The sequence below is a fragment of the Acinetobacter pittii genome (assembly GCF_034067285.1).
Classification (GTDB): domain Bacteria; phylum Pseudomonadota; class Gammaproteobacteria; order Pseudomonadales; family Moraxellaceae; genus Acinetobacter; species Acinetobacter pittii_E.
Window position 1 is genome coordinate 1074300 of sequence record NZ_CP139286.1, and the last position, 12441, is coordinate 1086740.

A 12441-nucleotide genomic window follows, 5' to 3' on the forward strand; every position below is an offset into this window, starting at 1 on the left:
AGGAGGTCGTTATTTGAAGTTATTTATTATTATATTTATTGCGATTTTTTCCAGTATCGGACTGATTTGTTTAATTGCTCTGTTTAGAAATTTAAAAAATTATTCACCATCTGGTGAGCATGATCATTCATCTTCTTCAACGCATCATTTTCACGATAACAGTGCTAGCCATCATCATAGTACTAACCATTCAAATGATTGTTCGTCATCTTCAGACTCAGGTAGCTGTGATAGCGGTGGTGGCGGAGATTAAAAAAAGCCCTTTTATGCAAAGGGCTGTTGGTGATTTAAGGCAAATCAAACCAGATAAATTGACTGTCTTCAGTTGCTTGAATTGTCGCTTTGTCTTCAAAAACTAGAGCATCACCGGCTTTAACTTCTTGATCGCCAATGCGAACTACACCTGAAATCACGTGCACATAGTTCACTTTTTTAACCGTATCGACAGTTAACTCATGGCCTTTTTCCAATACAGCAGACTTTACTTCTGCATCTTGGCGAATATGCATTGGTGCATTTGCATCAGGCCCTGCAATTAAATGCCATTTGTTTGGTTCTTTACGTGGGTCCAAATTAATTTGTTGATAATTTGGCTCGGCATCTCTTTCATTTGGAATAATCCAGATCTGTAATAAATGTACAGGCGTATCAGTGTTGTTGATTTCACTGTGGGCAACACCTGTGCCGGCGCTCATAAGTTGCCATTCACCCGCTTTAATCTGGCCTTCATTTCCCATCGTGTCGCGGTGTGAAATCGCACCATCTAACACACAGGTTAAGATTTCCATATTGTCATGTGAGTGCGTACCAAAACCATTATGCGCATCAATCTGGTCGTCATTAATTACGCGTAGAGCGCTTACACCCATATATTTAGGGTCGTACCAGCTACCAAATGAAAAGCTATGATAAGACTCTAACCAGCCTGCTTTTACATGACCTCGATCTTCACTACGATGTAGATAAGCATTCATGACCTAATCTCCCAAATTTTTATTTATCTCTTGAGAAATATCTTAATGTTCTATGAAGGGCGAAAAAATAGGTTAACTGCAACATGTCGTTGCATAATTGATATGATTATAGGGTTCTTTACTCATATATTTTTAAGGATAAAAAAACCTGCCATGAAGGCAGGTCTTTAATAGAGCTATTAATTACTCAAGGAATTTAACAGTTACGCCAGAACGTACTTTACTTCCTAAATCGTTTGCATCCCAGTTAGTTAAACGGATACAACCGTGTGAAGCTGTTTTAGAAATTAAAGACGGGTTTGGTGTTCCGTGGATACCAAAAGATTTTTTACTTAAACCAATCCAGATATTACCTACAGGAGCATTTGGACCTGGTGGTAAAGAAAGTGGTTTTAGGTTTTTACCTTGTACGAAGTTTGAAGGTGAGTAGCTGTACCATGGGTTACGTGCTACACCAACTACCTTGTAAGTACCGGTCGGAGAAGGCGTATCAGTACTGCCAATTGTTGCAGGAAATGAGGCAATCATTTGGTTCCGGCTGTTAAAGAGGTACAGTTGTTTTGCGCCTTTATGCGCAATAATCAAATGAATGTCTTCTGGTAAATCATTGCGTACATTTGGAACAATGATTTTTTCGCCCACTTTTTTGAATGTCGCAGTTGGGTTAATTTTCTTTAAGAAAGCTTCATCAATGTGAAACTTCTCACCCAACATTTCGCTAACACGCGTGTAGTACAAACCTTTCATTTTGGCCTGTAATGCGTAGTCAGAAGGAATCGACTCAGCATATGGACCTTTTAAGTCAGCATCAGAAATTGTGTATTCAATAAATGCTGGCTTTGTTTGTTTAGCAACTAAAGCATCCCAAGTTTCTTTAGTGAGTTCACCAGTAGGTGACAAACCATTCATTTGTTGGAATGAAGAAATTGCTTTTAAAGTATTTTTACCGCTCATGCCGTCAATTGCACCTGGTGATGCATGTGCATTATTTAGCATAACGTGAGCACGTGCATAAACTGGAAGCTGGCCTTTACCAATATTTTCAGACCATTCCGCCGAGTTTAAGCTATCTAAAGTCCATGATGCAGCGGTTGTCGCAGTAGTCGTAGACGCAGCAGTGGTTTTAGCAACAGCTGGAGTCGACGCCGCGATGCCTGATACAGCATTTGGGTCTTCAGTTTTCTGTAAATTTTGTAATGTTGTTGACGCTCGATTTAGGTCATTTTGTTCTTGAGCGGTGATTTGTGTCGGAGCTTGAGCTTGTACAGTTGAAGCTGCTTCTACTGCTAAAGGATCAATCGGATCTTCTACAGGAGCTGATACCTTTTTAGGGTTCAGGGGTTGCTCAGTTGTTGAAGCAGCAAAAGCAACATTAGCAATAATACAACTTAAACTCATAGCGAGTAATGAGCGAACAAACATGTAATTCAACCTTAAGAATTTTCATATAAGCAATAGGAAGATTGATTTGATCTCAAAGTGCATAAAACTACCAATAACTCATCTCTATGAGCCCAAGATTGGCAATTTAGTGATTAAAAGAATATCAATAAACCCAATGTAACATGTTGCAAGTATTGCAGAAAAGCCCGCTACTTGCAGTAGACTTTTGTGTAAATATGCATTTTTTAGTAGATTGACGCGTTTTTTGTGTGAAATTGAAATTATAAAATTCTCTATGTTTTTGATATGATGCTGCCACATAAAGAATATAGAGATTGGTAATGACGACTTTGAAAAATGATCGTTTCCTACGAGCTTTGTTACGCGAACCTGTAGATACCACACCGGTATGGATGATGCGTCAAGCGGGACGTTATTTGCCTGAATATCGTGAAACACGTTCAAAAGCAGGCGACTTTCTATCTCTATGTAAAAATACAGAATTTGCTTGCGAAGTGACTTTGCAGCCTTTACGCCGCTACGACTTAGATGCAGCGATTTTATTTTCAGATATTTTAACTATTCCTGATGCATTAGGTTTAGGGCTTTATTTTGAAACTGGAGAAGGTCCTAAATTTCAAAAGACTGTTCGTACTGAACAAGATGTCGCGAATTTACCAAAGTTAAATGCAAAATCAGATCTTGATTATGTGATGAATGCGGTAAGTACAATTCGCTCAGCTTTAGGTGGTCAAGTTCCACTGATTGGTTTCTCTGGTAGTCCTTGGACGCTTGCAACTTATATGGTTGAAGGTGGTTCAAGTAAAGAGTTCCGTTTCACCAAGCAAATGATGTATGCGCAGCCAGAAGTTTTGCATGCTTTACTTGATCATTTAGCAGATTCAGTCATTGATTATTTAAATGCTCAAATTGATGCAGGTGCTCAGGCGATCCAGATCTTTGATAGCTGGGGCGGGGCATTAGCACACCGTGAATATGTCGAATTCTCTTTAAACTACATGAATAAAATCATTGCAGGTTTACAGCGTGAGAAAGACGGCCGACGTATTCCTGTTATTGTGTTCACCAAAGGTGGCGGTCAATGGTTAGAACCGATGATTACCACTGGTGCAGATGCATTAGGTTTGGACTGGACTACTCCGCTCAATACAGCACGTAATGTTGTCTCTGGACGCGTAGCGTTACAGGGTAATCTTGATCCTGCTGTTTTATATGGCTCGGCTGCTTCAATTGAAAAAGCAGTGAAAGCGATGTTAGACGATGCCTACGCAAATGGTGAAAAAACAGGTTACGTTGCTAACTTAGGCCACGGGATTACCCAGTGGGTAGACCCTGCACAGCCAAAAATCTTTGTAGATACAGTACATGAGTATAGTGCTAAATATCTAGGATAGTTTTTTGTGCGCCATCTGACTTTACCAATTCATTTTATCGGCAAGGCTGTTTCGGCAGCCTTGTTTGGTATTCTGCTTTTAATTGCTTTTGCTTTAACAGCACCGATGGGAAGCCATGAATATATGGGTTTTTATCGCTATGATTATTTACTCATCTATGCATTGTTAATCCAGATCTGCTTACTTTATTTAAAGCTTGAATCATGGGCAGAAGCCAAAGTTATTGCTTTATTTCATGTCATGGCGATGGTCATGGAAATATTTTTAACGCATCCTGCGATTGCATCATGGCAATATCCTCAGCCCGCCGTATTTAAAATCTTAACTGTGCCTTTATTTGCAGGCTTTATGTATTCGGCTGTGGGTAGTTTTTTTGCACGTTCAATCCGACTGTTTCAAGTTTCTTTTGAAAAGCTTCCTAGTTTTGGAAGTATGCTTTTATTGGCATTTTTCTCATATATAAACTTTATGAGTAAATTTTTTGTACCTGATATTCGCTATATTTTATTTGCGATCAGTATGTTTATTTTTTGGAAGACTAAGCTTTATTTTCAGTTAAATGAACATAAATTTAAAATCCCGATGTTGCCTGTATTGTTTACACTCGCTTTTCTCATCTGGATTGCTGAAAATATTAGTACTTTTTATAAAATCTGGCTCTATCCAAGTCAGGTAGATGCTTGGCATATGGTGGGCTGGGGTAAACTTGGTTCATGGTATTTATTATTACTGTTAAGTTTAGTACTGGTGCTTAAAATATTAGGTCATCGAGATAATCAAGGTAACTGGAATTTAAGATAAATTTTTCTTTTGCACTTTTTATCATATTGTTTATTTTTTAATTGCTAATTCACAGCCTTCTCGTTATCTTTAATAGCGTGTAATAAAAATTACACATAACAATACAACACATAAGAAACAATCAATAATGATTTTGGAGTTATACATCTATGTTAAAAAAATTAGCTTTAGCTGCGTTATTAGCAGCTGGTTCAAGTGTTGCAATGGCTGACAACGATGTAGGTTGTGGTGTGGGTACACAAGTCTGGGCTGGCAAAAAAGGAGTAGCGCCTAAAATTCTTGCTGCGACAACAAACGGTATTTTTACTAACCAATTACTAGGGATCACTTTCGGTACTTTAGGCTGCCGACAAGGCGGAACAGTAACTGCTCAAGTGGTTACATTCACAAATGAAAATGCTGAAGCTTTAGCTCGTGATATGGCAGTAGGCCAAGGTGAAAGCCTGAACGTACTTGCTGAGTTAATGCAAATTAAACCTCAAGACAAAGATCGTTTCTTCAAAGTTTCAAAAGCAAACTTTGGTGAAATCTATTCTGCAAACAACCAAAATACGCTTCAAGTATTAGCATCATTACAAACTGTAATGGCTAAAGACGACGTTTTAAAAGCTTACGTATAAGTTTGAAACTGAAAACCCTGTCGTATGGCAGGGTTTTTCTTATATTTAATGATAAAAATTGATGAGCTTAATGAAGTCAGTTGTTTTAGTTTTTGCCTCTTTGGCAGTGAATATTGCGTATTCAGCAGATATAAATCCATCTATTCAAAAATATTGGTCAATCGCAGAACAACAAAATCTAGATCAAGACATTACATGGCAAAGGCTCATGTATGCCAATAAAAACCAGAAAAGTGAGGTCACTTACGGTGGCTATTTCCTATCAAAAAATGGAAAAAATAATCTAAAAGAAGAGCTGAAAGCGGATATCTCGGCATTATTTATGCCCGCTCAAGATAATCAGTCGATTCGTTGTAAGTTCCCTGCACGTAGCCAATGGCTCATACAAAAAGTCGGTATTCAAGAAAATGAATTGCCACAAGTAAAATGTTCAGAATTTGAAAACTGGATTGGGCAGATTAAGCCCTACAAAGCGACATTAATTTATGCGACCGATTTTATGGGCAATCCTAGCTCCATGTTTGGCCATACGTTATTGCGTTTAGACCCTAAAGATCAGCAACAATTAAATTTAGTTTCCTACGCTGTAAATTATGCAGCAACTGTGGCAGGGAGCGATAACTGGTCATATGCATGGAAAGGTTTAACAGGGCAGTATCCGGGTGAATATTCACTGATGCCTTATTACCGTAAGGTAAAAGAGTACGGTGATTTTGAAAGCCGTGATTTATGGGAATATGAGTTAAATCTATCACCTGAAGAAACTCGGTTTTTAGTAAGTCATATTTGGGAAATGCAACATGTGAGCTTCCCTTATTATTTTGTGAGTGATAACTGCGCCTATAGGCTTTTAGGGTTAGTCGATTTAGTCAAACCTGAATCTAACTTACAAGAAAAATTTACTTATGCCTCCATTCCAATGGAAACCATTAAATTGATGCAGCAGCAGGGACTCACCAAAGCTCCTGTGTACCGACCTGCTTTAGAAACTCAGCTACTAGCCCAAGCTCATCAGCATGGTGCCTCTTTGGCAAAGGTGGCTCATCAAATTACGATGCTACCTACACAGCAGTCTTCTCAGATTTTAAAATCATTTAGTGAACAGGATCAGGCTAAAATCCTCGAGATGGCTTACGATGATTTATATCTCCAATTTATTAGCCGAAAAATAGAAGAAAGTGTTGCTCAACCGCAGTTACGTCAGCTTTTAGCGCTAAGAAGTCAGATTGATTTAGATAAGCAACGTCAAGAACCTAAAAGACCAGCAAAGGAACCAACTCAAGGTCATAACGCTCGTAACTTTTCCGTGAAAGCTGGAGAGGTGCAGGGTGATAAGTTTATTGAACTTGGTCATCGGCAAGCCTACCATGACTTAATAGACCCTCAAGGCGGATATCGTGCAGGTACTCAATTACTCTTTTTAAATGGTAATGCGCAGTGGCGAGATGACCATTTAAAACTAGAACGTCTTGATTTGCTCGAAGTAAATTCTTATAACCCGATTCAACCTTTTAAAACACCGCTGAGTTGGGGGTTTAACTTAGGCTGGCGTCAGGAAGCTATTCATGACGGAAGTTTTAATGAAGACAAACAACACGGCGTCGCAAGCTTTAATGCACAGGTCGGTTACAGTCTTGCTGACTATGAGCGCAAGCATATTTGCTATGGGCAACTGCAAAGCTACGTACAAACTGGTTCAAATCTAGATAAAGGATGGCGTGTAGGCGTAGGTCCAACTTTAGGTTGTATGAACCAATGGTTTGAGCGCTTCAACTCGGTCGTGCAAATCGAATTGCCCTATTGGGAAGACCAAAATCAATGGAATTTGAGAGTCAATACGCAGTGGCAATATATAATTAATCGCAATAATGCTGTTCGTTTAAACTGGGATTATGAACAACAAAATCGTCAAGACTGGATGAAATTAAGTCTAGGATATGTTTGGTTCTTTTAAAGAATAAGCCCATAAAAAAAGAGAAATGAGATTATTCATTTCTCTTTTTGTTTTTAGAAAAGACGATTATTTCTTTATTGCATTTAACACAGCATAAGCTGCTTTAATGCGTTCTTCATTGGGAATACGTTTATTAGTTAACATGACTAAACCAATATTTTCTTTAGGAATAAACACCACATATGTTCCGAAACCGTTGGTTGAGCCAGTTTTATGGTACATCTTAACTGAAGGTTCTTTTGAAATAGCAGTCACTTTATTAGGTTTCATCACAATCTGTTCTGAATTACTGTCTAATAAAGTTTGTAACGTTGCCGGATAAGAAAACTCTTCCCAACCAAGCGCTTGATACATGGTATTTACTTGATAGCGACCCTGATGTGTTTCATTAATTGCACGTTGAATATCTGCCGGATATTTCTGTGGGTTAAGGTTGGCATAAATAAAACTCAACATATCCGGTAAGGTGGATTTGACGCCATATGCTGGGGCATCGAGTGGGCCGGGGTTAACTCGAATCGGCTGATTTTCTTGGTTATAGCCAAAAGCATAGTTTTGCATTTGGGTCTTAGGTACATTTACATAGCTATGTTTTAAGCCAAGGGCCGGAAAAATTGTTTTTTCTAAGACTTGATCGAAAGGTTTATTCATAGACAAAGCAACAATTTTTCCAAATAAGCCAATACTTGGATTTGAATATTGTCTGTATTCACCGATTGGGTTTTTAGGTTTCCAGTCTTTGAAAAAAGTTAAAACTTGATGGTCTGTTTGTACTTCATCTGGAAACTGCAAGGCAAGGTTACCACTTGTATACGTCGCGAGTTGAAGTAAGTTAACTTGGTCAATCGGTGTATTTTTTAGCTCTTTCCAATATTTACCAGGCGTATCGTCAAAAGAGATTTTTCCTTTATTTTTTGCATAAGCACCTGCTGTCGCGGTAAATAATTTACTGACAGAACCTAGCTCAAAAATAGTACTGCTATTTACGGCTTTTTTATCTTGAACAGATTGAAGACCATAATACATTTCATACTTTTTATTATTTTGAATAACCCCCACAGCCATACCCGGCACATCATATTTTTCTATTAATGGTTTAAAATTTTGATCTACCAGTTTTTTAATTTCTTGGTCTTTTGGTGTATTGCCCGCATAAATTGAGGTACTAAAAATAAAAAGCGGGGATAAAAGTAGACAAGAAATTTTTTTAAATCGCATGATTAGCTCATAAATTTTTTAAAAATAAAGATGGGTACTTTTATAACAAAAATCACATAATTTAATTGTTATGTTTTATGGAGTTCGCGAAGTATTAAGATGTAAAAAAAGCCCAACTGAGTCGGGCTTTAATTAGTTTACTAAATAAAAATTAGTAACTTTCAGGTACGGCACTTAAGAACTCACGACGTGCTTCTTTATCAGTTTTAAAATCACCAATAAATGACACAGTACGTGTAGTTGATTCTTGCTTACCTACACCACGCATCATCATACACATATGTGCTGAATCAATAACTACGGCTACACCACGAGCACCAGTCACTTCAGCCACAGCTTCTGCGATTTGCTGAGTCAAGTTTTCCTGAATTTGCAAACGACGTGCAAACATTTCAGTAATACGTGCAAATTTCGACAAGCCGAGAACTTTGCCTTCCGGTAGATAGGCAACATGAACACGACCATAGAATGGAAGGAGATGATGTTCGCAAAGCGAATAAAATTCAATATTCTTCACCAATACCATTTCATGGTTATCTGATGGGAAAACAGCATTATTGGTGACTTCTTCTAAAGTTTTACTATAGCCAGAAGTTAAATATGAAAAAGCTTTAGCCGCACGCACAGGCGTATCTTTAAGGCCGGGACGATCAAGATCTTCACCGACGGCAGTCAGAATATTTGCGTACGATTGCTGCATAGACATAAGAATGTTCACTTACACTGGTTGAACAAAACGGCATTCTATCAGAAAACTATAAAAAGTCTGAATTCTGTAGAAAATGCCGATTATTGTTGGTACTTGGGATTTTTTTCTGCACGTTTAAGCAGTACGAGAACGGCACCTGTGCCACCTTGATTTTCTGGAGCGCTTACAAAGGCTAAAACATCGCGGTGTTGGCGTAACCATCCGTTGACATAGGTTTTTAAGACAGCTTCTGGGCCCTTACCATGTACGATCTTGATCACATTTTGATTTTCATCTTTTGCGATCTGGATAATTTGTAGAACCGCATCACGTGCTTGTTCAATGGTACAGCCGTGTAAATCGACAGCTTCAAACCAACGCATTTTGCCAGCTTTTAAGTCTTCAAATACTTTATGCTGAAGGGTAGCAAGGCGATAGCTTAAGGTCGCTTGGCTTGCGACAGGGTTTAAAGCCGCTTGAGTATCAGATAACTCGGCATGTTCAGTGTCACGCCCGCCTTCGGCAGCTGCACGTTTTGCTAATGTTTGAGCATCAACTTTTTTTACGCGAGGGGGTCTCACATCAGCAATATTACTATTATTGATGGGTTTAACACCTGCTACAGCACTTTGAAACAGATTTGCATTTTCCAATTCTTCAGACTCAGCCTGAGGTTGTTTGACCTCAGGCTGACTTGCGATTTTGCTTGAATGAGGATTGGAGATTTGCTTTTTAAATTGCTTCAATAACTTTTGTTGCTCTTTAGAAAGCGATGAATCTTTATTACTCATATATCTTCTATTAAACCGTTTGGGGTTGTCCAAAAAGGGCACTAAAGGCTTGATCTGGTCTTGGTTGTTTCATAAAACTTTCACCAACCAAAAAGGTGTGAATATCATGTTCTTGCATCATGCGAACATCATCTGGAGTGGCAATGCCGCTTTCAGTCACGAGTAAACGAGAGGCAGGAAGTAAATTTTTCAAACGAATTGATGTGTTTAAATCAACATCAAAATTTTTTAAATTACGGTTATTCACACCTAATATACATTGCTCAGACAACTTTAAAGCACGTTCAAGTTCTTCTTCGTCATGAACCTCAACCAATACATCGAGTTGATGTTCAAAAGCAGTTTTAGACATTTCTTCGAGCTGCTGGTCTGACAAAGAGGCAACAATCAATAAAATACAGTCAGCATGTAAAGCACGTGCTTCAACTACATTATATGGATCAATCAGAAAGTCTTTACGTAAAGCGGGTAAAGCACAGTGGCTTCTTGCGATTGCGATATTTTCATCTGCACCCTGAAAAAAATCAACATCAGTTAAAACAGATAAACACGCTGCGCCAGCTTGTTCATATTGTTCGGCAATTTCAGCAGGATTAAAATCTGCACGAATAATACCTTTTGATGGAGACGCTTTTTTAATTTCAGCAATCACGGCAGGGCGTTTGTGTTGTAACGCTTTTGCAAATCCTCTTACCGGAGTTGCAGCTTTCGCAAGTTCTTCAACATCCTGTAAATTACGTTGTTTTAAACGCGCAGCAAGTTCCTCATGTTTACGGTCAACAATTTTACCTAAAATGGTATTTTGAATATTAATCATGAGAAATCCTTAATCTGCCTGACATTGTTTTAATGTTTTGGTAAATTCAGCCAAAACACTCATTTTTTCTAAAGCTTGTCCGCCGTAGATAATATCTTGAGCGAATGAAACAGCTTGAGCATAGGTTTTGGTAATACCAGCCACATAAATTCCTGCACCCGCATTAAGTGCAATCATGTTTGCTGCTTTTTCACCAATAGCAGTTTTATTTTTACCTAACGCATCTTTAATTAGCTTTAAGCTGGCAGCAGCATCCGCAACAACTAAACCATTTAAAGTTTGTGATTCAATTCCGACATCTTCTGGGGTAAGCGTCCATTCAGTAATTTCGCCGTCTTTGAGTTCTGCAACAGCAGTAGGAGCAGCAAGGCTGATTTCATCGAGTCCATCTTTTGAATGAACCACCATGACATGTTCAGCACCGAGTTGCTTCATAACCTCTGCAATCGGACGACAAAGTTCATCTGAAAATACCCCAATCACAAAGCGTTTTACGCCGGCCGGATTCGTAAGCGGGCCAAGTAAATTGAAAATGCTGCGAACACCAAGCTCACGACGTGGGCCGACAGCATATTTCATTGCTTTGTGATGATTTGGAGCAAATAAAAACCCTACACCCATCTCACGAATGCAGCGTTCAGTTTGTTGCATGTCTAAATCAAGATTAATTCCTGCTTGCTCAAGTAAGTCTGATGAACCTGATTTACTCGAAACGCCTCGGTTACCATGCTTTGCAATAGTTGCGCCTGCTGCTGCAATGACAAAGCTTGAAGCGGTAGATACATTAAACAAGTTTTGTCCGTCACCGCCAGTACCCACAATATCAACTAAGTATTTGATATCGCTCACATCAATTTTGATGGCGAATTCACGCATAACACGTGCGGCAGCAGTAATTTCGTCAATACTTTCACCTTTCATGCGAAGGCCCATCATCAAAGCACCAATTTGTGCCTCGGTTGCCTCACCTTGCATGATGCTGCGCATAATGTCTTCCATTTGCGGCTGAGTCAGGTGAATATTTTTTGTTATATGGTTAAGTGCTTGTTGAATATTCATAGTGATCACTTATGCATAAATATCTAAAAAGTTTTTAAAGATTTGATGGCCATGTTGACTCAAAATAGATTCTGGATGGAACTGCACACCTTCGATAGGCAATGTCTTATGTTTAACACCCATAATTTCTTCCATTGAGCCATCTGCTTCATTGGTCCAACACGTGACTTCAAGGCAATCAGGTAATGTTTGCTGATCGATCACCAAAGAGTGGTAACGAGTTGCCGAGAATGGGCTAGGGAGATTACTGAAAATACCTTTATTGCTGTGGTACATATCAGATAAACGTCCATGCATAACCGTTTTGGCTCTTACAATGTTTCCGCCAAACGCTTGCCCAATACTTTGATGCCCTAAACACACGCCAAGCAAAGGAATTTTTCCGGCAAAGTGATTAATTGCAGGAATGGAAATACCCGCTTCACTTGGAGAGCAAGGACCAGGACCAATAACCAGATATTTAGGTTGCCATCGTTCAATATCCTCTAATGTGACTTGATCATTGCGAACTACTTTTACTTCCTGATTCAACTCGCCAAAATATTGGACGATGTTGTAGGTAAAAGAGTCGTAATTGTCGATCATTAGAAGCATGATGAACTTAACCTCATGATAATTAATATATATTTAATTAAGTGACTAGAGTTTTACTCACAATGTTACTCACTTTTTAAAAAGTACCTTTATTTGATCAAATAAAAAGCCGCTTTCTAAGCGGCTA

At 38.7% G+C, this 12441-nt stretch carries 13 protein-coding genes; 5 read left to right on the top strand and 8 right to left on the bottom strand.

Annotation, left to right across the window (positions count from 1 at the left end; translation table 11 throughout):
• Positions 1-13: 13 nt before the first annotated feature.
• Complete coding sequence (locus SOI81_RS05030; protein ID WP_320541320.1) at positions 14-253, top strand: hypothetical protein; 240 nt, start codon at positions 14-16, stop codon at positions 251-253.
• A 34-nt stretch (positions 254-287) separates the two neighbouring features.
• Here SOI81_RS05030 and SOI81_RS05035 read toward each other — a convergent pair whose 3' ends face one another.
• Together SOI81_RS05035 and SOI81_RS05040 are read right to left on the bottom strand one after the other, a co-directional pair.
• Positions 288-974 carry a pirin family protein gene (locus SOI81_RS05035; protein WP_224991426.1) on the bottom strand — a complete coding sequence of 229 codons (687 nt, stop codon included), beginning with the start codon at positions 972-974 and terminating at the stop codon, positions 288-290.
• 183 nt (positions 975-1157) lie between these two features.
• Positions 1158-2396, bottom strand: a complete 1239-nt coding sequence (locus SOI81_RS05040) for a L,D-transpeptidase family protein (protein ID WP_016140423.1) — start codon at positions 2394-2396, stop codon at positions 1158-1160.
• A gap of 302 nt (positions 2397-2698) precedes the next feature.
• On the opposite strand from SOI81_RS05040, the gene hemE reads away from it, so the two are divergent.
• From hemE to SOI81_RS05060, 4 genes are all read left to right on the top strand, one after another.
• On the top strand, positions 2699-3772 hold the full coding sequence (hemE, locus tag SOI81_RS05045) for a uroporphyrinogen decarboxylase (protein ID WP_014207275.1): 1074 nt from the start codon (positions 2699-2701) through the stop codon (positions 3770-3772).
• Positions 3773-3778: 6 nt separating this feature from the next.
• Positions 3779-4573, top strand: a complete 795-nt coding sequence (locus tag SOI81_RS05050) for a DUF817 domain-containing protein (RefSeq protein WP_320541321.1) — start codon at positions 3779-3781, stop codon at positions 4571-4573.
• 149 nt (positions 4574-4722) lie between these two features.
• Positions 4723-5193, top strand: coding sequence for a DUF3015 family protein (locus tag SOI81_RS05055; protein WP_003650547.1), 471 nt, complete (start codon positions 4723-4725; stop codon positions 5191-5193).
• A 61-nt stretch (positions 5194-5254) separates the two neighbouring features.
• Entirely contained in the window at positions 5255-7147 is a 1893-nt protein-coding gene (locus SOI81_RS05060) for a DUF4105 domain-containing protein (protein WP_320541322.1), read from the top strand.
• A gap of 66 nt (positions 7148-7213) precedes the next feature.
• On the opposite strand, the gene blaADC is transcribed toward SOI81_RS05060, so the two are convergent.
• The 6 genes from blaADC to trpG form a co-directional block, all read right to left on the bottom strand.
• The gene (gene blaADC, locus SOI81_RS05065; protein WP_320541323.1) at positions 7214-8365 is read right to left on the bottom strand and encodes an ADC family extended-spectrum class C beta-lactamase; all 1152 of its coding nucleotides are present in this window, start codon (positions 8363-8365) and stop codon (positions 7214-7216) included.
• Between the two features lie 151 nt (positions 8366-8516).
• Positions 8517-9065, bottom strand: coding sequence for a GTP cyclohydrolase I FolE (gene folE, locus SOI81_RS05070; RefSeq protein ID WP_171067934.1), 549 nt, complete (start codon positions 9063-9065; stop codon positions 8517-8519).
• 89 nt (positions 9066-9154) lie between these two features.
• Positions 9155-9844: a Smr/MutS family protein gene (locus SOI81_RS05075; protein ID WP_320541324.1), complete on the bottom strand. Its 690-nt coding sequence runs from the start codon at positions 9842-9844 to the stop codon at positions 9155-9157.
• A 10-nt stretch (positions 9845-9854) separates the two neighbouring features.
• The gene (gene trpC, locus SOI81_RS05080; protein ID WP_320541325.1) at positions 9855-10661 is read right to left on the bottom strand and encodes an indole-3-glycerol phosphate synthase TrpC; all 807 of its coding nucleotides are present in this window, start codon (positions 10659-10661) and stop codon (positions 9855-9857) included.
• A 9-nt stretch (positions 10662-10670) separates the two neighbouring features.
• Positions 10671-11720 carry an anthranilate phosphoribosyltransferase gene (gene trpD, locus SOI81_RS05085; protein WP_320541326.1) on the bottom strand — a complete coding sequence of 350 codons (1050 nt, stop codon included), beginning with the start codon at positions 11718-11720 and terminating at the stop codon, positions 10671-10673.
• A 9-nt stretch (positions 11721-11729) separates the two neighbouring features.
• A complete protein-coding gene (gene trpG, locus SOI81_RS05090) occupies positions 11730-12314 on the bottom strand; it encodes an anthranilate synthase component II (protein ID WP_016140432.1) in 585 nt (194 codons plus the stop codon).
• Positions 12315-12441: the final 127 nt, after the last annotated feature.

What these genes read in the sequence shown, in the direction of transcription:
- SOI81_RS05035 (WP_224991426.1), bottom strand. Translation starts at nt 974, where the DNA reads ATGAATGCTTATCTACATCGTAGTGAAGATCGAGGTCATGTAAAAGCA.
- SOI81_RS05040 (WP_016140423.1), bottom strand. Translation starts at nt 2,396, where the DNA reads ATGTTTGTTCGCTCATTACTCGCTATGAGTTTAAGTTGTATTATTGCT.
- hemE (WP_014207275.1), top strand. Translation starts at nt 2,699, where the DNA reads ATGACGACTTTGAAAAATGATCGTTTCCTACGAGCTTTGTTACGCGAA.
- SOI81_RS05055 (WP_003650547.1), top strand. Translation starts at nt 4,723, where the DNA reads ATGTTAAAAAAATTAGCTTTAGCTGCGTTATTAGCAGCTGGTTCAAGT.
- SOI81_RS05060 (WP_320541322.1), top strand. Translation starts at nt 5,255, where the DNA reads ATGAGCTTAATGAAGTCAGTTGTTTTAGTTTTTGCCTCTTTGGCAGTG.
- blaADC (WP_320541323.1), bottom strand. Translation starts at nt 8,365, where the DNA reads ATGCGATTTAAAAAAATTTCTTGTCTACTTTTATCCCCGCTTTTTATT.
- folE (WP_171067934.1), bottom strand. Translation starts at nt 9,065, where the DNA reads ATGCAGCAATCGTACGCAAATATTCTGACTGCCGTCGGTGAAGATCTT.
- SOI81_RS05075 (WP_320541324.1), bottom strand. Translation starts at nt 9,844, where the DNA reads ATGAGTAATAAAGATTCATCGCTTTCTAAAGAGCAACAAAAGTTATTG.
- trpC (WP_320541325.1), bottom strand. Translation starts at nt 10,661, where the DNA reads ATGATTAATATTCAAAATACCATTTTAGGTAAAATTGTTGACCGTAAA.
- trpD (WP_320541326.1), bottom strand. Translation starts at nt 11,720, where the DNA reads ATGAATATTCAACAAGCACTTAACCATATAACAAAAAATATTCACCTG.
- trpG (WP_016140432.1), bottom strand. Translation starts at nt 12,314, where the DNA reads ATGCTTCTAATGATCGACAATTACGACTCTTTTACCTACAACATCGTC.